Source organism: Pseudomonas nunensis (genome assembly GCF_024296925.1).
Lineage (GTDB): Bacteria > Pseudomonadota > Gammaproteobacteria > Pseudomonadales > Pseudomonadaceae > Aquipseudomonas > Aquipseudomonas nunensis.
The window spans coordinates 354,256-374,737 of the sequence record NZ_CP101125.1 but is presented as its reverse complement, the minus strand read 5'-3'; the positions used below and the strand labels follow the sequence as shown (position 1 = coordinate 374,737).

Genomic DNA, 20,482 nt, shown 5'->3' with positions numbered 1-20,482 from the left:
GACCGAGTTAACAAGTTTTTCACTATCGGTTCACAACCTGACTACAGTGGTCGGCTCAAAATCCCGCGCCATTGATATAAGGAATGTAGCCAATGGACTTCTTCAAGACTGCGCCTATGCGCTTTCTGCTGCTTGTCACCAGCGTCTGGCTGGTGATTTTCTTTCTGACCCGGACAGTTTTGCTGCTCACTCACCTGGATGAGGCCGGTAGCGGTTTTGTGTCGGTTTTTGCCATCGGTTTTCTTTACGACCTGGGTTTCATTGCCTATGCGGCGCTGCCGATGGGCCTCTACTTGCTGCTCTGCCCACCCGGCTTGTGGCGTCGTCGGGGCCATCGCTGGTTTCTTCAGGGGCTGCTGACCGTCAGTCTTTTTGCCATGCTGTTCACGTCCGTCGCCGAATGGTTGTTCTGGGACGAGTTCGGTGTGCGCTTCAACTTCATCGCCGTTGATTACCTGGTGTACTCCGACGAAGTCTTGAACAACCTGCTGGAGTCGTACCCGATCGGCACGTTGCTCAGCGTGCTCGCCGTGCTGGCGGTACTTCTGAGCCTGGTGCTGCGCAAGTCGTTGAATGCGGCGCTGGACGCCCCGCTGCCACCGCTGCGCCGACGTTTGCTCAACGCCATGGGCCTGTTGATCGTGGCGGGCCTGAGCCTGCAACTGCTCAGCCAGGACGCCCCGCGTGCTCAGGGCGGCAATGCCTACCAGAACGAACTGGCGAGCAATGGCCCGTATCAATTCTTCGCGGCGTTCCGTAATAACGAACTGGATTACCCGCAGTTCTATAAAAGCCTGCCGCCGGCCACCGTTGCGGGGCAGATCCGCGCCGAACTCAGCGAGCCCAACGCGCGTTTCATCGGCGAAGACCCGCAAGACATACGCCGCATGATCGATAATCCCGGCACCCCGCGCACACCGAACATTGTGCTGGTGACCATCGAAAGTTTCAGCGCCAAGTACATGGGCAGCAACGGCGACGAGCGCAAACTGACGCCAAACCTCGATGCCCTGCGCAAACAGAGCCTGTATTTCAATAACTTCTACGCCACCGGCACCCGCACCGATCGTGGTCTGGAAGCCATCACCCTGGCCATTCCACCGACGCCGGGCCGTTCGATCGTCAAGCGCGTGGGCCGTGAAAGCGGTTTCGCCAGCCTCGGCCAGCAGCTCGGCGCCGTGGGTTACGACAGTGTGTTCGTGTATGGCGGGCGCGGTTACTTCGACAACATGAACGCGTTCTTCAGTGGCAACGGTTATCGCGTGGTCGATCAGAGCAGCGTCGACGAATCGGAGATTCACTTCAAGAACGCCTGGGGCATGGCGGATGAAGACCTTTATAACCAGACCCTGAAACTGGCCGACGCCGACTACGCCAAGCAGCAACCCTTCTTGCTGCAACTGATGACCACGTCCAACCATCGCCCTTATACCTACCCGGACAACCGGATCGACATCAAGTCCGGCAACGGTCGCGACGGTGCGGTGAAGTACACCGACTATGCGATTGGCCAGTTCCTTGAGCAGGCGCGCCAGAAACCCTGGTTCGACAATACGATTTTCGTGTTCGTCGCCGACCACACCGCAGGCAGCGCCGGCAAGGAAGACTTGCCGATCAGCAACTATCAGATTCCGTTGTTCATCTATGCACCGAAGCTGATCGAGGCCCGGGAAACCGCGCAACTGGCCAGCCAGATTGATCTGGCGCCGACCCTGCTGGGTTTGCTGAACATGGACTATCAATCGACATTCTTTGGCCGCAATCTTTTGCAGGACAATCCATTGCCACCGCGAGTCGTGGTTGGCAACTACCAGCATTTGGGGCTGTTCGACGGCAAGGACCTGGCAATCCTGAGTCCGCGCCAAGGTCTGCGCAGGCATGACGACGCGTTGACCGAGAGCCGCGAATCGAAGGCCCAGGCCAACGATCCGTTGATCACCCGCGCCATCACTTATTACCAAACCGCCAGTTATGGCTTCAAGCAACAGCTGCTTGGCTGGAAAGCGCCCAAGGAGGGCACACCCCAGGTCAGCGAACGTTAACCGAATGACCCCGGGCTGATGCCCCGGGGCTTTTTCCCATGCTCAGGATCCACCATGTCATCAACCGCTGTTCGCCCCGTTTCCCGGCCACTCAATTTCTGGGTGTGCCTCGGGGTTCCCGCCATTGCGGCGATCGTTCTGGTGCTGCTCGAACTGACCGACCTGGACATGGACCTGGCCAGGCATTTTTATGACCCGGCGGCCGGTGACTTCATCGGCCGGCACAGTTACTTCCTGGAAAACATCCTGCACGACAAGGCCAAGCAAGTGGTCATTGCGTTCTCGGTGTTTGCGGTGATCGGTTTTATCTGTTCGTTTTTCGTCGAGAAACTCAAGCCGTTCAAACGGGAGCTGGGTTGCCTGGTGCTGTCACTCGGCCTGGCGACTTCTTTTGTTACCCCGGTGAAAGTGGTGACGGCGGTGCAATGCCCGTGGAGCCTGGAACAGTTCGGCGGCCACGAAACCTACAGCGAACTGCTGAGCCCACGTCCGCACACCGACAAACCTGGTCGTTGCTGGCCGGGTGGGCATGCGGCGACGGGTTTCACGTTGTTTGCGCTGTTCTTCGTGCTGCGTGATCGTCGCCCTCGGCTGGCGCGCAAGGCGTTTATCTTCGCGGCGGCGCTCGGCACGGTGTTTTCGATCAGCCGGATGATGCAGGGCGCGCACTTCTTCTCGCACAACGTGTGGACGGCGATTTTCTGCTGGCTGATTTGCCTGGGGTCGTATTACTACATCCTGTATCGACCGGCTTCCAAGGCTGAGCGGGTTGGCAAGGCAGAACCGGTCAACGCCTGAAGATCAAAAGATCGCAGCCTTCGGCAGCTCCTACAGGGTGTACGCCGCCCTTATGTAGGAGCTGCCGAAGGCTGCGATCTTTTGACTTTGCCCTTTATAGAAGGCAATAAAAAACCCCGCCTGCTTTCGCAGGCGGGGTTTTTTAATACAGGGGTAAGGCTGGCTTACATCATGCCGCCCATGCCACCCATACCGCCCATGTCTGGCATACCGCCGCCAGCGCCGCCCTCTTCCTTGATCTCGGCGATCATGGCTTCGGTCGTGATCATCAGGCTGGCGATGGAAGCCGCTGCCTGCAGAGCCGAACGAGTCACTTTAGCCGGGTCCAGGATACCCATTTCGATCATGTCGCCGTATTCGCCGGTAGCAGCGTTGTAACCGTAGTTACCCGAACCCTGCTTGACCTTGTCGACAACTACGCTTGGCTCGTCGCCGGAGTTGGCAACGATCTGGCGCAGTGGCGCTTCAACAGCGCGACGCAGCAACTGGATACCAACGTCTTGATCGGCGTTGTCGCCTTTCAGTTCGGAGATAGCCTGCAGAGCGCGAACCAGTGCCACGCCGCCGCCAGGTACCACGCCTTCTTCAACGGCTGCACGGGTAGCGTGCAGGGCGTCTTCAACGCGGGCTTTCTTCTCTTTCATTTCAACTTCGGAACCAGCGCCAACCTTGATCACTGCAACGCCGCCGGACAGCTTGGCCAGACGCTCTTGCAGTTTTTCACGGTCGTAGTCGGACGAAGTGTCAGCCACTTGCTGACGGATTTGCAGAACGCGAGCCTGGATATCAGTCTCAACGCCGGCGCCGTCGATCACGGTGGTGTTTTCTTTGGACAGGATCACGCGCTTGGCATTACCCAGGTGTTCCAGGGTAGTGCTTTCCAGGCTCAGACCGATCTCTTCGGAGATAACGGTACCGCCAGTCAGGACGGCGATGTCCTGCAGCATGGCCTTGCGACGGTCGCCGAAGCCTGGAGCCTTGACGGCTGCGACTTTAACGATGCCACGCATGTTGTTCACAACCAGAGTCGCCAGGGCTTCGCCTTCAACGTCTTCGGCCACGATCAGCAGTGGACGGCCGGCTTTGGCAACGGCTTCCAGTACTGGCAACATTTCGCGGATGTTCGAGATCTTTTTGTCGACCAGCAGGATCAGCGGACCGTCGAGCTCGGCAGTCATGGTCTCTGGCTTGTTGACGAAGTACGGGGACAGGTAGCCACGGTCGAACTGCATGCCTTCAACAACCGACAGTTCGTTTTCCAGGCCCGAGCCTTCTTCAACGGTGATCACGCCTTCTTTACCGACTTTTTCCATGGCTTCGGCAATGATGTCGCCGATGGAGTTGTCGGAGTTGGCCGAGATGGTGCCGACCTGAGCGATTGCCTTGGTGTCAGCGCAAGGCTTGGACAGGGATTTCAGCTCTTTGACGATAGCGATGGTCGCTTTGTCGATGCCGCGCTTCAGGTCCATCGGGTTCATGCCGGCAGCGACGGCTTTCAGGCCTTCGTTGACGATCGATTGAGCCAGAACGGTAGCGGTGGTGGTGCCATCGCCTGCGTCATCGTTGGCACGGGAGGCAACGTCTTTGACCAGCTGCGCGCCCATGTTTTCGAAACGGTCTTTCAGTTCGATTTCTTTGGCTACGGAAACGCCGTCCTTGGTGATGGTCGGAGCGCCGAAGCTCTTCTCGATGATCACGTTACGGCCTTTAGGGCCCAGGGTCGCTTTTACTGCGTCAGCCAGGACGTTTACACCGGCGAGCATTTTCTTGCGGGCGGAGTCGCCGAATTTAACTTCTTTAGCAGCCATGATCGATATTCCTTAAATACTTTGTAGTAGCGGGAAAATGAGCGGGGAATCAGCCTTCGATAACAGCGAGAATCTCGTTCTCAGCCATTACCAGCAGGTCTTCGCCGTCAACTTTCACAGTGTTGCTGCCGGAGTACGGGCCGAACACAACCTTGTCACCCACTTTTACGGCCAGTGCACGCACTTCACCGTTTTCCAGCACACGGCCGGTACCGACAGCGAGGATCTCGCCGCTGTTGGCTTTTTCAGCAGCCGAACCTGGCAGGACGATACCGCCAGCGGTTTTCTTTTCTTCTTCGCTGCGACGGATGACGACGCGGTCATGCAGAGGACGAAGCTTCATTGTCGATCTCTCCTAATTGTGGTTTTCATCGGCCGGTGTATTCCCGGCGGGTTTAACAAATCCGGCGGTGCCGGGTGCGGTTCGTCAAGCGAACCGCGGAAGTCTGTCTGGCATGATCGCCAGAAACCTTGCGGTGACCGTTACATAAGGGCGCATAAGCTTATTACAAGGGCGAGCAAGCAAATTTTTTCATGTTGCTGCCCGCAAACGAACACGGCACCCGAAGGTGCCGTGCAGCTGAAACGCTTTACTTGGGATCGTGGTGTTCAAACTCGCCTTCGATCACGTTGGGCTCGCGGCCCAACGGTTGTTGGCGTGGGGCAGGACCGCCGCGCGATTGCAGGTCGTCGGCGAATGCACGCTGACGAATCGCCTGTTCTTCGGCGCGCTGGCGCATTTTGTTCGCCAGCAGACGGCGAGAGATCGGCATCAGCATGATCAGGCCCAGCACGTCAGTGACGAAGCCCGGCAGAATCAACAGACCGCCCGCCAATGCCAGCATCAAGCCTTCGAGCATGGTCTGGGCCGGCAGCTCGCCGCGGTTCAGGCTTTCACGGGCCCGCAGTGCAGTAGCCAGACCGGCGATGCGCAGCACGAACACGCCGAGCATCGAGCCGAGAATGATCAGCAGCAGGGCCGGGAAAAACCCGATGGCCCCGCTGACCTTGACGAATACGAACAGCTCCAACACCGGAAACAGTACAAAGAGCAATAAAAAAGGGCGCATCAAATGGTTCCTCAACGCAAGAATGCCTTGCCAGTGTTCTTTAGATGACGTCGCCATATCGTGAATTCAAGCGTCGGCCACTTCATTTTTTGGCCAATGCTCGGCGTGAGCCAGGAAAACCAAGGCTTCGCGCACTTGTGTCGGCGTATTACATGGGGCTTGAAACGGCAGCCAGTACAGCGTCTGGCCAATGCGCAGGTGCATGCCTTCGGTGTCGATGCCGGCCAGTTGCGCCGGTTCGGTTTTCGGCAGACCGGCCAGTTCGACGTAGTGGGCGATGGCTTTGGTGTGGTCGGCATTCATGTGCTCAACCATGCTCACTTCGGCCTTGCCGGCAAACGGGTTGGCGAGGGTCAGTTGATCGACCCAGTGAATCGCACCGAAACCGCCGATGTAGCGGTGACGCACGGGCTTGAGCACCCAGAAATCGAAATCATGCGCCTTGTGGTAGTTCTGCGAATCCGGGAAGTAGCGGTAGTAACGCTCGGCGGCCGCATCGACAGCGGCGGCGTCTTCAATCTTTTCAGCTTCGGCCAGGTAGGTCAGGCGACCGACGGCTTGCACGTCTTCGGCACCGCGCTCGCCCACGAACAGTGAGCACTTAGGATCTTTTTGCAGATTGTGGGTGTGCTGGGCGATGCGGCTGATCAGGATCAGCGGCCGGCCCTGCTCGTCCAGGCAATACGGAACCACCGAACCGAAAGGGAAACCGGGCATCGCCTTGGAGTGCGTCGAAAGCACTCCGCGGTATTCCTTGAGAAGCAATTCTCGGGCATTCTTGGCCGCTTCAACGCTCAATTTATGACTCCTTATATAGAATCCGTCGAAAAAACGGACAGGCGCCTGGAGATAAGTATCCAGCACGCCATCGGGGCAGTTCTCATGTGCAACCAGGCCACATCAGGTGCAGATCGAGAGGCTCTCTACAAGGATCACCACTGCGACCTGCTATTGGGGCATGCGAATGCAACTCACTGACAAAGTAATCATTATCACTGGCGGTTGCCAGGGTTTAGGCCGTTCGATGGCCGAGTATTTCGCCGGCAAGGGCGCGAAACTGGCGCTGGTCGATCTGAACCAGGAAAAGCTCGATGACACCGTCGCCGCGTGCAAGGCCAAGGGCGTCGAAGCCCGCGCCTACCTGTGCAACGTCGCCAATGAAGAGCAAGTGACGCACATGGTTGCCCAGGTCGCCGAAGATTTCGGCGCGATCCATGGCTTGATTAACAATGCCGGGATCTTGCGCGACGGGCTGTTGCTGAAGGTCAAGGACGGCGAAATGACCAAGATGAGCCTGGCCCAGTGGCAGGCGGTGATCGACGTCAACCTGACCGGCGTATTCCTGTGCACCCGTGAAGTCGCGGCGAAAATGGTCGAGCTGAAAAACAGCGGCGCGATCATCAATATCTCGTCGATCTCGCGCGCTGGCAACGTCGGCCAGACTAACTACTCCGCCGCCAAGGCCGGCGTGGCAGCAGCCACCGTGACCTGGGCCAAGGAACTGGCGCGCTACGGTATTCGCGTGGCGGGGATTGCGCCGGGCTTTATCGAAACCGAGATGACGCTGGGCATGAAGCCGGAAGCGCTGGAGAAAATGACCGCCGGGATTCCGCTCAAGCGCATGGGCAAACCGGATGAGATCGCCCATTCGGCAGCCTACATTTTCGAGAACGACTACTACACCGGCCGGATTCTGGAGATGGATGGCGGGTTGCGGATTTAAGTCCACCGCATAACCAATGTGAGAGCGGGCTTGCTCGCGAATGCGGCGTGTCATTCAACAGATAAGTTGACTGATCTACCGCATTCGCGAGCAAGCCCGCTCCCACAGGGGATTGTGTTTCTTCTGTGATTAATCGTCGCTAATGGTGATATTCGGCATCGCCGGGGTTGCCGCTTCTTGCAACACAATCCGCGCGCCGACATGGCGGGCCAGTTCCTGGTAAACCAGCGCAATCGGGCTGTCCGGTTCGGCGATCACGGTTGGCTTGCCGCCATCAGCCTGTTCGCGAATGGCCATCGCCAGCGGCAGCGACGCCAGCAATTCAACGCCATATTGAGTGGCCAGTTTCACGCCGCCGCCCTCACCGAACAGATGCTCGGCATGCCCGCAGTTGGAGCAGATGTGCACGGCCATGTTTTCCACCACGCCCAGCACCGGAATGTTGACCTTACGGAACATTTCGACGCCTTTGCGTGCGTCGAGCAGGGCCAGGTCCTGCGGCGTGGTGACGATCACTGCACCCGCCACCGGGACTTTCTGGGCCAGGGTCAGCTGGATGTCGCCGGTGCCTGGCGGCATGTCGATGACCAGGTAATCGAGATCGCCCCACGCGGTTTGTGTCACCAGTTGCAACAGCGCACCGGAGACCATCGGGCCGCGCCAGACCATCGGCGTGTTGTCGTCGGTCAGGAACGCCATGGACATCACTTCAACGCCATGGGACTCAATCGGCACGAACCACTTCTGATCCTTGACCTTCGGTCGGGTGCCTTCGGGAATGCCAAACATGATGCCCTGGCTCGGACCGTAGATGTCGGCGTCGAGAATCCCGACCTTGGCGCCTTCACGGGCCAGCGCCAGCGCCAGGTTGGCGGCGGTGGTGGACTTGCCTACGCCGCCCTTGCCGGACGCCACGGCGACAACGTTCTTGACGTTGGCCAGGCCCGGAATCTGTGCCTGGGCCTTGTGCGCGGCGATGACGCTGGTGATGTCGACACGAGCACTGCTCACGCCGTCGAGGTTCTGGATGGCCATTTCCAACATCTGAGCCCAGCCACTTTTGAACAGGCCGGCGGCGTAACCGAGTTCCAGCTGGACGCTGACGCGATCACCCTGGATGTCGATATTGCGCACGCACCCGGCGCTGACCGGGTCCTGGTTCAGGTAAGGGTCGGTGTATTGGCGAAGGACGGCTTCCACCGCTGCGCGATTGACGGCGCTCATGGGCAACTCCGATAACAAGACTGGAAAATCAGGCGGGTATCGTACCTGTTCTACAGGCCGGACGGCATGCTTTCAGGATGTGACAATTATCCGGTGACCACACGCATTCTGTAGCAGCTGGCGAAGCCTGCGTTCGGCTGCGCAGCAGTCGCCAAACCGGACACCGCGCACTGCCTGAAACACCTCCGTGTCCGATTTTACGACTGCTGCGCAGCCGAACGCAGGCTTCGCCAGCTGCTACAAGGGACCGTGATGGCCTGTGCCGGGGGTGAAAAATATGCGCCAGCGCTTTATAGTGGCCGACCTCCGTTTCATCAAGTAGCCGAGCCCCATGTCCGAGCCACGCAAGATCCTCGTCACCAGCGCCCTGCCCTATGCCAATGGTTCGATCCATCTTGGCCACATGCTGGAATACATCCAGACCGACATGTGGGTGCGCTTCCAGAAGCACCGCGGCAATCAATGCATTTATGTCTGCGCCGACGACGCTCACGGCTCGGCCATCATGCTGCGCGCGGAAAAGGAAGGCATCACCCCGGAACAACTGATCGCCAACGTCCAGGCTGAACACAGCGCCGACTTTGCCGACTTCTTGGTGGACTTCGACAATTTCCACTCCACTCACGCCGAAGAAAACCGTGAGCTGTCGAGCCAGATCTACCTGAAGCTGCGCGACGCCGGGCACATTGCCCAGCGCTCGATCACGCAGTACTTCGACCCGGAAAAGAAAATGTTCCTGGCCGACCGCTTCATCAAGGGCACCTGCCCGAAATGCGGCACGGAAGACCAGTACGGCGACAACTGCGAAAAATGCGGTGCGACCTACGCCCCAACCGACCTGAAGGATCCGAAGTCGGCAATCTCTGGCGCCACCCCGGTGCTCAAGGATTCCCAGCACTTCTTCTTCAAACTGCCGGACTTCCAGGAAATGCTCCAGGCCTGGACCCGCAGCGGCACCCTGCAAGACGCCGTGGCGAACAAGATCGCCGAGTGGCTGGACGCCGGCCTGCAACAGTGGGACATCTCCCGCGATGCGCCGTACTTCGGTTTCGAGATCCCAGGCGAGCCAGGCAAGTATTTCTACGTGTGGCTGGACGCGCCGATTGGCTACATGGCCAGTTTCAAGAACCTCTGCGCCCGTCGTCCGGACCTGGATTTCGACGCGTTCTGGGCCAAGGATTCGACCGCCGAGCTGTACCACTTCATCGGCAAGGACATCGTCAACTTCCACGCGCTGTTCTGGCCGGCAATGCTTGAAGGCGCGGGTTTGCGCAAGCCGACCGGCATCAACGTGCACGGCTACCTGACCGTCAACGGTCAGAAAATGTCCAAGTCCCGCGGCACCTTCGTCAAGGCGCGGACTTACCTTGATCATCTGTCGCCGGAATACCTGCGTTACTACTACGCGGCCAAGCTGGGCCGTGGTGTCGACGACCTCGACTTGAACCTCGAAGACTTCGTGCAGAAGGTCAACTCCGACCTGGTGGGCAAAGTCGTCAACATCGCCAGCCGTTGCGCCGGTTTCATCCAGAAAGGCAACGCCGGTGTGCTGGTGGCAGGTAATGCCGCGCCGGAACTGACCGACGCGTTCCTCGCGGCTGCGCCAAGCATCGCCGACGCCTACGAGGCTCGCGACTTCGCTCGCGCCATGCGCGAAATCATGGGCCTGGCCGACCGCGCCAACGCCTGGATCGCCGACAAGGCGCCGTGGTCGCTGAACAAACAGGAAGGCAAGCACGACGAAGTCCAGGCCATCTGCGCCCTGGGCATCAACCTGTTCCGCCAACTGGTGATCTTCCTCAAGCCGGTACTGCCGCTGCTGGCCGCCGACGCCGAGGCATTCCTGAATGTCGCGCCGCTGACCTGGAACGACCACGCCACGCTGCTGAGCAATCATCAGTTGAACGAGTTCAAACCGTTGATGACCCGCATCGACCCGGTAAAAGTCCAAGCCATGACCGACGCCTCGAAAGAAGACCTGACCGCCAGCGCTACCGACACCGGTGAAACTGCACCGGCCGGCAACGGTGAACTAATCAAGGAACCGCTGTCGCCGGAAATCGAGTTCGATGCGTTTGCCGCTGTTGACCTGCGGGTTGCGCTGATCCTCAAGGCCGAAGCCGTGGAAGGTGCGGATAAACTGCTGCGCCTGACCCTGGACATCGGTGACGAGCAACGCAACGTGCTTTCCGGGATCAAGAGCGCTTACCCGGATCCGTCCAAGCTCGAAGGTCGCCTGACGATGATGATCGCCAACCTCAAGCCGCGCAAAATGAAGTTCGGGATTTCCGAAGGCATGGTGATGGCGGCCGGTCCTGGCGGTGAAGAAATCTACCTGCTGAGCCCCGACAGCGGCGCCAAGCCGGGTCAGCGCATCAAGTAAGTACTTTGCTGAACAAATCCCACAGTCGTGCCTGGCGTGACTGTGGGATTTTCATGTCTGGCCCATACTATCTCTGAGCTTGGGCTCCTCCCTGCAGGAGCTGTCGAGTGAAACGAGGCTGCGATCTTTTGATCTTGCTTTTAAAAAGATCAAGATCAAAAGATCGCAGCCTCGTTTCACTCGACAGCTCCTACAGGTTCAACATCAGCCCAACGATTTGTGGATACGGACGCTCAGGTAGACAGATCATGACCGAACTGCTCCTTACGCTTATCAGCGCCGCCCTGATCAACAACCTCGTGTTGCAGTGGCCGCTGGGCGTCGATCCGTTGTTGGGTTCGGAGCAAAGGCAGGTCCACGCACTGGGCATTGCCACGGCGAGCCTGATGCTGATCGTCGGTATGCTCGGTTACGCGCTCTACCATTGGTTACTGGTGCCACTGGAGCTGACGAGCCTGCGCCTGTTCGTGTTCCTGCCATTGAGCGTTTTGCTGATCGCCCCGCTGCTGCAGCTGCTGTCGCGATTACTGCCAAAACTTCCGTTCGAAGGCCTCTGGCCGTTGCTGCTGGGTAACGCCGGTGTGCTCGGGCTGACCTTGCTCAACGCCGGGGACGACCAGGGATTTTTCCACGCCACGGCCTTGAGCCTTGGCGCGGGGTTGGGTTTCTGGCTGGTATTGAGCCTGTTTAATGACCTGCACCAGCGCACACGTGACAACGATGTTCCCCTGCCCTTTCGTGGCTTGCCGATCCAATTGATCGGCGCCGGACTGATCGCAGTGGCCTTTCTCGGATTCAGTGGACTGATCAAAACATGAGTCTGACTCAACGCATCGACGCCCTCCTGCCCCAGACCCAATGCGGCAAGTGCGGCCATCCCGGATGCAAGCCCTACGCCGAAGGCATTGCCAGCGGCGAGTCGATCAACAAGTGCCCGCCGGGCGGTAGCGAAACCATCGCCGCCCTCGCTGAACTGTTGAAAGTGCCGGTGCTGGAACTGGACATCAGTCGCGGTTCGGCACCGGCGCAGATTGCCTATATTCGCGAAGCTGAATGCATTGGCTGCACCAAGTGCATCCAGGCTTGCCCGGTGGACGCCATCGTTGGCGCGGCGAAACTGATGCACACCGTGATCGTCGATGAATGCACCGGTTGCGACCTGTGCGTGGCGCCGTGCCCGGTGGACTGCATCGAAATGCACCCGTTGCCGCTGGCCACGGTGCTGCCGATTGTCGGCGGCCTGGCGTTCAGCCTTGAAGAACAACGAGCCCGGGCCACCAAGCGCAACCGTGCACGGCGTCGGTTCGAACAACGAAACGCCCGACTGCAACGTGAAGAACAACAGAAAGTCGCCGAGCGCGAAGCCCGCGCCCAACGTGCAGCGCAACCCAGCGAAGTGACGCTCAATCCGGTGCAGGCCGCCCTTGATCGAGTCCGTGCGCAGAAAGCCGCGACCGCTGATGCAGCGCTGAAAAAAGCCAAGATCGACGTGGCGATGAGTCGCGCACAATTGAACAAATCACTGAAGGCGTTCGGGCATCCGCCGACCTTCGAGCAGCAGTCGCAATTGATCGTGCTGCAACAGCAATTCGAAGCGGCCGAACGAGCACTGGCGCAATTGGAAAGCAGCGCACCGCCAGCTCCGGCACCGGTTGCCCCGGCAAAAGATGCAGAGCTGAAACGCGCAAAAATCCAGTTGGCCATGCGCCGCGCCGAATTGAAAAAAGCGCAAACCAACGAAGCTCCGGCGCAGCAGATCGAGGCATTGGAGCAAGCGTTGAAAGACGCCGAACAGGCCTTGCACGATGCGGAAGCCGTCAGCGATCAACCGTTACCTGATTTGCAGCGTGTCGAAAAACGTCCTATCGACAAGCAGCTCCGACAGCTCAAAACCGAATTGGCCTACGCCCGCGCCGACGTCAGCAAACTGGAGCGACAACCTGATACGCCTGCCGAGTTGATGGACAAGGCCCGCGCCCGACTGCTGGAAGCCGAACGTCTAGTGGAGGCTTATGTCGCCCCTTGAGTCGGTAGACGAACGCCTTCAGCAGGCCATGAAGCTGGTATTGCTGGCCACCGTGCCGGGGACGCTGGCGTTGTTTTGGCTGTACGGCTGGGGCGTATTGATCAACCTGATTCTGACCGCGATACCGGCGCTGGCGGTGGAAGCCGCCGTGCTGAAGCTACGCCAACGTGCCATCCAGCCGACCTTGAGCGACGGCAGTGCCTTGGTCACCGCGACGTTGCTGGCGTTGGCGTTGCCGCCCTATTGCCCGTGGTGGCTGACGGTCAGTGCGGCGGCCGCCGCGATGCTGTTCGGGAAACATCTGTATGGCGGCGTCGGCAAGAACCCGTTCAACCCGGCCATGCTCGGTTTCGCCCTGGTGCTGGTGAGTTTTCCGCAGCCGATGACCCATTGGCCGACATCCCATGCCATGGACCTGCTCGGTGGTCTGCAACAGATCTTCGGCTTCAGTTTCAGCCAGACGCCGGATGCCTGGGTCCAGGCCACGGCACTGGACAGCCTGCGCATCAACAAAAGCCTCACCATGGATGAGCTGTTCGCCGGCAATTCGGCGTTCGGCCACTTTGGCGGGCGCGGCGTGGAATGGGTCAACCTGGCGTTTCTGGCAGGCGGTGCCTTCCTGCTGCAACAGCGGGTGTTCAGTTGGCATGCACCGGTGGGCATGCTCGCCAGTCTGTTCGTCATCAGCCTGCTGTGCTGGAACGGCTCGGGCTCGGACTCACACGGTTCGCCGCTGTTTCACCTGCTGACTGGCGCGAGCATGCTCGGTGCTTTCTTTATCGTCACGGAGCCGGTGTCTGGCGCCAAAAGCCCTGGCGCCCGGATGATGTTCGGCGCGGGTGTGGGACTGTTGACTTACCTGATTCGCACCTGGGGCGGTTACCCGGACGGCGTGGCCTTTGCCGTGTTGCTGATGAACCTCTGTGTACCGGCGCTGGAGCGGTTTGTCGCCGGCCGCCAGGAGCGAGGCGCACCATGAGCCGGGCGACCAGCGTTGTGACATTGGTGTTGTTGGCCGGCCTGGGAATTGGCGCGACCTACCTTGTGCAACACACCAGTGCCGAGCGCATTGCCACCGAACAACGGCTGATCGACAGTCGCACGCTGCTGGATATGTTGCCGCCTGAGAGTTACGACAATCAGCCGCTGGAAAAGCCACTGGTCCTCGACAATACCTCGCTGAGCAACAGCACATTGCTGACGGGTTACTTGGCAACCAAGGCTAGCCAACCCAGTGCCGTATTGTTGCGTAGCCAGACTGTGGGCTACACCAGCACCATCGAGTTGCTGATTGTCATCGACGCCAACGGCAAACTGCTCGGCGTCAAAACCCTCAAGCAGGCGGAAACCCCGGGCCTGGGCGGACGTCTCGCCGATTGGCCGAACGCCTGGCTGCACCTCTTCACCGGCAAGTCGCGCACAGATCCCGCTGACAACGGCTGGGCGCTGAAAAAGGATCAGGGACAATTCGATCAAATGGCCGGAGCGACCACCACCTCGCGAGCGGTGATCAACGCTATTCATGATGCGTTGCGCTACTTTGATGAGCATCGGCAACAGCTGGTCGGGAGCGTCGTCCATGAATAAAGCCTCTGTGCAGAACTCGTTGATGCTGGCGCCACTGATCGGCGCCACTAATTCCCTGATGACCGCCCTGGGCGTGTGGTTGATGTTCGTGGTGGTGATTGCTGCGTACGGCACAGGAATGGCCCCCTTACGCGTCCGACTTGTCCCGTGGACACGCGTGCCGGCCGGCGTTCTGCTGGCAGCCGCGCTGACCAGTTGCGCTGAACTCGTCGGGCAAGCCTGGTCGCTGCAATGGCAGCAACATCTGGGGTTGTATGCCGGACTGATTGCCTTGCAATGCGTCGTGTTGGACAGCAATGAATTTTTCCAGAGCCCCTGGCGCGATCGCTTGCGCCTGTGTGGCCTGTTCGGGGCGCTGATGATGAGCATGGGGTTGCTGCGCGAACTCGTCGGCAACGGCACTGTGGGCGCGCATCTGTCCTGGCTGGTCGGCGGGCTGGATTGGCCCGGCTGGATACTGACCGCTGACGGTGGCTTGCGCCTGGCCACACTGGTCCCCGGCGGATTTATTCTGCTGGGGCTGCTGATCGCTGCGAAACAGGCTTGGCTTCGCCTCTCAAATTGACCGCTTTCGAGGAAACGCATCACCCATGAATGCCGCAAAACGTTACGAAATCTTCCGCCGGCTGCACGAAGACAACCCGGAACCGAAGACCGAACTGGCCTACTCCTCTGCGTTTGAATTGCTGATCGCGGTGATTCTTTCAGCGCAGTCCACCGATGTCGGCGTCAACAAGGCCACGGCGAAGCTGTATCCGGTGGCCAACACCCCCGCCGCGATTTATGCCTTGGGGGTCGAAGGGCTGACGGAGTACATCAAGACTATTGGCCTGTTCAACAGCAAGGCCAAGAACGTGATCGAGACCTGTCGCCTGCTGGTGGAAAAACACGGCGGCGAAGTGCCTCAGACCCGTGAGGAGCTGGAGGCCTTGCCCGGCGTCGGCCGCAAGACCGCCAACGTGGTGCTCAATACGGCATTCCGTCAACTGACCATGGCCGTGGACACCCATATCTTCCGGGTCAGCAACCGTACCGGGATTGCTCCCGGCAAGAATGTGGTCGAGGTGGAAAACAAGCTGATGAAATTCGTGCCCAAGGAGTTTCTGCTCGATTCACATCACTGGCTGATCCTCCACGGGCGCTACGTTTGCCTGGCCCGCAAGCCCCGCTGCGGCAGTTGCCGAATCGAGGACTTGTGCGAATACAAGCAAAAGACCTCCGACGATTGAGGCGCTATTAAAATTATTGATTCACCGATTGAAAAAATCTTTTTTACCCGCCGGGAGAATGTCGATATAAGGAGCGCCAAAGGCAGTCTTAGCCTGGAGTAACAAAATGAGCACTGGCAAAGAGCAATTGGACGTAGAAGACGACTTCACCCCCGTTGAAGCCGATGACGCTGAACCGGTGGTTGAAGTGGCAAAAACCAACCTGAGCAAGCGCCGCACCATCGACAATCTGCTGGAGGAGCGCCGACTGCAGAAGCAATTGGCCGATTACGATTTTGATCTATGACACCTGAAAGCCTCCCGAAACGGAGGCTTTTTACTGTGTGCCGTCATACCAGGCCATTGCGCTGGGCCAGTTCGATCAAGTCCACCAGCGAGCGAGCATTGAGCTTCAACAACAAACGAGTCTTGTAGGTACTGACCGTCTTGTTGCTGAGGAACATTCCATCGGCAATTTCCTTGTTTGTCTTTCCACGGGCCAGTTGTTGCAACACCATCATTTCCCGCCCCGACAAACGATCCACCATATCGGCTTCACTGGCGTTGCCAAGACTGGAGCGAACGGTATGCAAGGCTTGATTGGGAAAGTAACTGTAGCCCGACAATACCGCCTTGATAGCGCTCAGCAATTCAGTCAGGTCCTGTTGTTTGCAAACATAACCGGCGGCCCCCGATTGCATACAACGCATTGAAAAGTGTCCCGGCGCCTGGGAAGTCAGCACTAGCACTTTCAACGGCAGCGCCACCGATGTCAGACGCGCGATGACTTCCAGCCCGTCCAGTTTCGGTATACCAATATCCAGAATGACAATATCCGGCATATGTTCGCGGGCTAGTTGTAATGCATCCACACCATTGTCTGTTTCTGCGATGACTTCGTAGCCATGACGTTCCATTAGCAAACGCACCGCAAGACGAATGACAGGGTGATCATCCACGATCAGCACTTTATTCATGGGCAAGTCCAATTTTCGCTGTTCGAATTTTTAGAGCCCGCACAATAGCCTAGTCGTTTCACCCGTGGCATGGCGTACCCCCCGAGCATCCACACCGAGAGACATTCCCTACAAGCAACAAGGATGATTCCTACAAAAAAACCTTGAATGTATTGAGGCCGAAACTGTGAACTCTTAAGAATCCCTGACATCAGGTTCATTTTTTTGTATCGGCTTACAACCACACCGTACAGAACCGACAACCCCGTAACACCTCCAGCGTTCTTTGCCTACAGGCCAATGCTGAAAGGCAACGGATATTGTCACCTTCAAAATCCGCCACATAACACAAGCTGTTAAATACCGACTTATCAGCAGAAGACCTTGTGTAATTCATGACATAAACTTTTGAAACAAGAACACCCAACATATAACAACAATGAGAACCACATTTACTCTATATAGTCATTCTTATCAGGCTGGACGAATCTCCTACAACAACCAGCCCTCTGAAACCGACGACTACCAGTTACTTTATCCATACGAGAAAAAGCCATTATTCCACGAGTGTAAAACATGAAAAGACTCAAAAGAAGGATCTCGAATCCGATGACCATTATTGCGATATTTGCAGCAATTTCTGAAACCTCCGCCGCTGTCTCCCTGCCGTTTCTCGATAACGACGAACGGGAAATCTATGTCTGGTTTTTAATCAGCTTTCCATTTTACTTACTCTTTCTTTTTTTCCTCACGCTCAACTTCAACTATCGATCGCTTTACGCCCCCTCTGACTTTGATAAAGACAAGTCCTTTATAAAAGCCAGTGATAACGCCGGGCGCCCGGCCACTCCCGGCTTTTCAACCAGGGCAAAGAGGTTTCGTCACTGGTTCTGGAGTGCCCAGGACCCACCGACCCCGATCCATCTGCACACAGGCATCCGGGAGCAGCACAGCGTCTATCTGCCAGGGCGATTGAAAGGATTGAGCATCGTCGATACTCGCGGGATGGATACTCAGGCGGGCTACACCACCTTGATGCAGAAAATCCGCAAACCACACAGTCACCCCATAAAGGTGATCGTGTTTCTTGCTTGCAGCGAGTCTGAGAAGTTACTGAAGGAAGGCGCACTCAAGCGTTCAAAGCTGAAAAGAACAGGCACACGCGAACCCTTCTGCATTGTTTACAACTTGAGCTCACAGGGCGTGACGGTGCTGGATCAGATGCTTGATGAGTGATCAGGAGAGTATTGCTGAATAGATCGCAAAGAGTTGTGGCCCTGTCAATGACAGGGCCACAGCTTCATTTACTACGGCAAAGGTCTCAGAACAGCTTGCGGCCTTTGTTGGCAGCAATACGCATGCGCAAGGCGTTGAGCTTGATGAAGCCCGCCGCATCGGCCTGGTTGTAGGCGCCGCCGTCTTCTTCGAAGGTAGCGATGTTGGCGTCGAACAACGATTCGTCGGACTTGCGGCCGGTGACGATCACGTTGCCTTTGTACAGCTTCAGGCGAACCACACCGTTCACGTGAGCCTGGGAAGCGTCGATCATCTGTTGCAGCATCAGACGCTCAGGGCTCCACCAGTAACCGGTGTAGATCAGGCTGGCGTATTTCGGCATCAGCTCGTCTTTGAGGTGAGCCACTTCGCGGTCCAGGGTGATCGATTCGATCGCACGGTGAGCGCGCAGCATGATGGTGCCGCCAGGGGTTTCGTAGCAGCCACGGGACTTCATGCCCACGTAACGGTTCTCGACGATGTCGAGACGGCCGATGCCGTGTTCGCCACCGATACGGTTCAGGGTCGCCAGCACGGTGGCCGGAGTCATTTCGACGCCGTCCAGCGCGACGATGTCGCCGTTGCGGTAGGTCAGTTCGAGGTACTGAGCCTTGTCTGGAGCCTTCTCCGGGGAGACGGTCCATTTCCACATGTCTTCTTCGTGCTCGGTCCAGGTGTCTTCCAGCACGCCGCCTTCATAGGAGATGTGCAGCAGGTTGGCATCCATCGAGTACGGGGATTTTTTCTTGCCGTGGCGCTCGATCGGGATGTTGTGCTTTTCAGCGTAATCCATCAGCTTTTCACGGGAGAGCAGGTCCCACTCGCGCCAAGGGGCGATCACTTTCACGCCTGGCTTGAGTGCGTAGGCACCCAGTTCGAAACGCACCTGGTCGTTGCCCTTGCCGGTCGCGCCGTGGGAAATGGCGTCAGCGCCGGTTTCGTTCGCGATTTCGATCAGGCGTTTGGCAATCAACGGACGAGCGATGGAAGTACCCAGCAGGTACTCGCCTTCGTAAACGGTGTTGGCACGGAACATCGGGAACACGAAATCACGCACGAATTCTTCGCGCAGATCGTCGATGTAGATTTCTTTTACGCCCATGGCCTGAGCCTTGGCGCGGGCCGGTTCGACCTCTTCGCCCTGACCCAGGTCAGCGGTGAAGGTCACTACTTCACAGTTATAAGTATCCTGCAGCCACTTGAGGATCACCGAAGTGTCCAGGCCGCCGGAATACGCCAGAACGACCTTGTTTACGTCCGCCATGCCATCACTCCACGGGGTTTACGGAAAGCCGTGAAGTCTACCGCTCATACGGAATAATTTACAGTACCGCGACAGCTTATGACGACGAAGCGACAGATTCTTACGAGAGCGCGACGATGACCGCCGAGTCAGGATGTAGCCGCCGCGCCTGCCGAAGCAGTGGCCGGCGCCGTCGGTTTCTCGGTCGGAGCAACCCGCTCAAGACGCACCGCGACCCGGCGATTCTTGGCCCGGTTGGTCGCATTGGTGTTCGGCGCCAGCGGGTAGCGTTCGCCGTGGAAACGCATGGTGATCTGCGATTCCTGGATGCCATTGGCCTTGAAGAAATCCATCACCGCCAATGCGCGGCGGCGTGACAATTCGCGGTTGGTCAGGCGATTGCCGCTGTTGTCGGAGTGACCGTCGAGTTCGATGTGATTAACCGTCGGATCGGCCTTCATGAACTCCAGCATGACCTGCAGCTTGGCCTTGGCCTGCGGATCCAGATCGACACCTTCGCCGGGGAAACCGACTTCGGATTGCTTCACCTGCTCGAAATTCTGCGGCAACAGCTTGGCCACACAACCCTGATAATCATTGAAAGCCTTGCTGAACTTGACCGGCAGCAGGCGAACTTCAGACACCCGGCCATCGCCGGACGCGCGCCGGATCACCGGGCTGCGACCGTCCATCAAGCCACTGATCAGGCGCCCGGCCTGCACTTGCGAACTGTTGAACAGCACGTTGCCGCTGCCGATGTTCACCGACCCCAGGTTGATGTCGCCACGTCCCGGTTGCCATGGCGCAGCGGCCGCCAGCAAGGTCGCGGAGCCACCGCCAATCACCGAGTTGTAGGCTTTGAGACGAAAAATCGCCTGCTCACCCGCACGACGCACGAACTCGCCGGAACCGAAATCGGTAATCGGCTGGGCCAGTCGGCATTCGAACTTATCCCCTTCGACCGTCCACTCAATGCTCTCCAGACGGGTCTGGAAAGTGAGCGCCATCGCGGGAAGGCTGGCAAACACACTGAGCAAGGCTAAATAACGCTGGCGCACGGGAGGCTCCACTGGCTTCTACAACAAAAAGACCGACACATACGTTTACGGCATACCTATTGGATATCGGAAGCTTGCTGC

At 58.2% G+C, this 20,482-nt stretch carries 20 protein-coding genes; 12 read left to right on the top strand and 8 right to left on the bottom strand.

The genetic code is table 11. The features are described 5' to 3' along the window. Positions 1–92: 92 nt before the first annotated feature. Together NK667_RS01760 and NK667_RS01755 are read left to right on the top strand one after the other, a co-directional pair. Positions 93–2,042: an LTA synthase family protein gene (locus NK667_RS01760; protein WP_054613680.1), complete on the top strand. Its 1,950-nt coding sequence runs from the start codon at positions 93–95 to the stop codon at positions 2,040–2,042. A gap of 54 nt (positions 2,043–2,096) precedes the next feature. Continuing rightward, positions 2,097–2,840, top strand: a complete 744-nt coding sequence (locus NK667_RS01755; protein ID WP_054613679.1) for a phosphatase PAP2 family protein — start codon at positions 2,097–2,099, stop codon at positions 2,838–2,840. 164 nt (positions 2,841–3,004) lie between these two features. On the opposite strand, the gene groL is transcribed toward NK667_RS01755, so the two are convergent. The 4 genes from groL to NK667_RS01735 all read right to left on the bottom strand — a co-directional run bounded on the left by groL (position 3,005) and on the right by NK667_RS01735 (position 6,516). Beyond that, positions 3,005–4,648: a chaperonin GroEL gene (gene groL, locus NK667_RS01750; RefSeq protein ID WP_054613678.1), complete on the bottom strand. Its 1,644-nt coding sequence runs from the start codon at positions 4,646–4,648 to the stop codon at positions 3,005–3,007. A 49-nt stretch (positions 4,649–4,697) separates the two neighbouring features. Further along, complete coding sequence (locus NK667_RS01745) at positions 4,698–4,991, bottom strand: co-chaperone GroES (RefSeq protein WP_054045166.1); 294 nt, start codon at positions 4,989–4,991, stop codon at positions 4,698–4,700. A gap of 247 nt (positions 4,992–5,238) precedes the next feature. Beyond that, entirely contained in the window at positions 5,239–5,718 is a 480-nt protein-coding gene (locus NK667_RS01740) for an FxsA family protein (RefSeq protein ID WP_054045168.1), read from the bottom strand. A gap of 66 nt (positions 5,719–5,784) precedes the next feature. Then, complete coding sequence (locus NK667_RS01735) at positions 5,785–6,516, bottom strand: HugZ family pyridoxamine 5'-phosphate oxidase (protein ID WP_054045170.1); 732 nt, start codon at positions 6,514–6,516, stop codon at positions 5,785–5,787. Between the two features lie 166 nt (positions 6,517–6,682). On the opposite strand from NK667_RS01735, the gene NK667_RS01730 reads away from it, so the two are divergent. Beyond that, positions 6,683–7,441 carry an SDR family oxidoreductase gene (locus tag NK667_RS01730; RefSeq protein ID WP_054045171.1) on the top strand — a complete coding sequence of 253 codons (759 nt, stop codon included), beginning with the start codon at positions 6,683–6,685 and terminating at the stop codon, positions 7,439–7,441. Positions 7,442–7,570: 129 nt separating this feature from the next. On the opposite strand, the gene apbC is transcribed toward NK667_RS01730, so the two are convergent. Continuing rightward, complete coding sequence (gene apbC / locus NK667_RS01725) at positions 7,571–8,665, bottom strand: iron-sulfur cluster carrier protein ApbC (RefSeq protein ID WP_054613677.1); 1,095 nt, start codon at positions 8,663–8,665, stop codon at positions 7,571–7,573. A gap of 331 nt (positions 8,666–8,996) precedes the next feature. On the opposite strand from apbC, the gene metG reads away from it, so the two are divergent. The 8 genes from metG (at position 8,997) to NK667_RS01685 (ending at position 16,176) form a co-directional block, all read left to right on the top strand. Beyond that, on the top strand, positions 8,997–11,048 hold the full coding sequence (gene metG / locus NK667_RS01720) for a methionine--tRNA ligase (RefSeq protein ID WP_054613676.1): 2,052 nt from the start codon (positions 8,997–8,999) through the stop codon (positions 11,046–11,048). Between the two features lie 248 nt (positions 11,049–11,296). Next, entirely contained in the window at positions 11,297–11,866 is a 570-nt protein-coding gene (locus NK667_RS01715) for an Rnf-Nqr domain containing protein (protein ID WP_054613675.1), read from the top strand. After that, positions 11,863–13,074 (top strand): electron transport complex subunit RsxB, encoded by a 1,212-nt coding sequence (rsxB, locus tag NK667_RS01710; protein WP_054613674.1) that lies wholly within the window; start codon positions 11,863–11,865, stop codon positions 13,072–13,074. Before NK667_RS01715 ends, rsxB begins: the two co-directional genes overlap by 4 nt. Then, positions 13,061–14,053 (top strand): RnfABCDGE type electron transport complex subunit D, encoded by a 993-nt coding sequence (locus tag NK667_RS01705; RefSeq protein ID WP_054613673.1) that lies wholly within the window; start codon positions 13,061–13,063, stop codon positions 14,051–14,053. Before rsxB ends, NK667_RS01705 begins: the two co-directional genes overlap by 14 nt. Continuing rightward, positions 14,050–14,661 (top strand): RnfABCDGE type electron transport complex subunit G, encoded by a 612-nt coding sequence (locus tag NK667_RS01700; RefSeq protein WP_054613672.1) that lies wholly within the window; start codon positions 14,050–14,052, stop codon positions 14,659–14,661. The genes NK667_RS01705 and NK667_RS01700 overlap by 4 nt, the downstream gene beginning before the upstream one ends. After that, positions 14,654–15,226: an Rnf-Nqr domain containing protein gene (locus tag NK667_RS01695; protein WP_054613671.1), complete on the top strand. Its 573-nt coding sequence runs from the start codon at positions 14,654–14,656 to the stop codon at positions 15,224–15,226. Before NK667_RS01700 ends, NK667_RS01695 begins: the two co-directional genes overlap by 8 nt. Before the next feature lie 25 nt (positions 15,227–15,251). Beyond that, complete coding sequence (gene nth / locus NK667_RS01690; protein WP_054613670.1) at positions 15,252–15,890, top strand: endonuclease III; 639 nt, start codon at positions 15,252–15,254, stop codon at positions 15,888–15,890. 106 nt (positions 15,891–15,996) lie between these two features. Next, positions 15,997–16,176 (top strand): PA3496 family putative envelope integrity protein, encoded by a 180-nt coding sequence (locus tag NK667_RS01685; RefSeq protein ID WP_007898493.1) that lies wholly within the window; start codon positions 15,997–15,999, stop codon positions 16,174–16,176. Positions 16,177–16,219: 43 nt separating this feature from the next. Here the strand turns inward: NK667_RS01685 and NK667_RS01680 are convergent, their stop codons facing one another. Beyond that, positions 16,220–16,846 (bottom strand): response regulator transcription factor, encoded by a 627-nt coding sequence (locus NK667_RS01680; RefSeq protein ID WP_054045186.1) that lies wholly within the window; start codon positions 16,844–16,846, stop codon positions 16,220–16,222. Between the two features lie 555 nt (positions 16,847–17,401). Between NK667_RS01680 and NK667_RS01675 the strand changes: the two genes are divergently transcribed. After that, complete coding sequence (locus NK667_RS01675; protein ID WP_054613669.1) at positions 17,402–18,061, top strand: hypothetical protein; 660 nt, start codon at positions 17,402–17,404, stop codon at positions 18,059–18,061. An 85-nt stretch (positions 18,062–18,146) separates the two neighbouring features. Here NK667_RS01675 and NK667_RS01670 read toward each other — a convergent pair whose 3' ends face one another. Together NK667_RS01670 and NK667_RS01665 are read right to left on the bottom strand one after the other, a co-directional pair. After that, complete coding sequence (locus NK667_RS01670; protein ID WP_007898502.1) at positions 18,147–19,364, bottom strand: argininosuccinate synthase; 1,218 nt, start codon at positions 19,362–19,364, stop codon at positions 18,147–18,149. A 128-nt stretch (positions 19,365–19,492) separates the two neighbouring features. Continuing rightward, positions 19,493–20,401, bottom strand: a complete 909-nt coding sequence (locus tag NK667_RS01665; RefSeq protein WP_054045192.1) for a flagellar protein MotY — start codon at positions 20,399–20,401, stop codon at positions 19,493–19,495. Between the last annotated feature and the right edge of the window lie 81 nt (positions 20,402–20,482).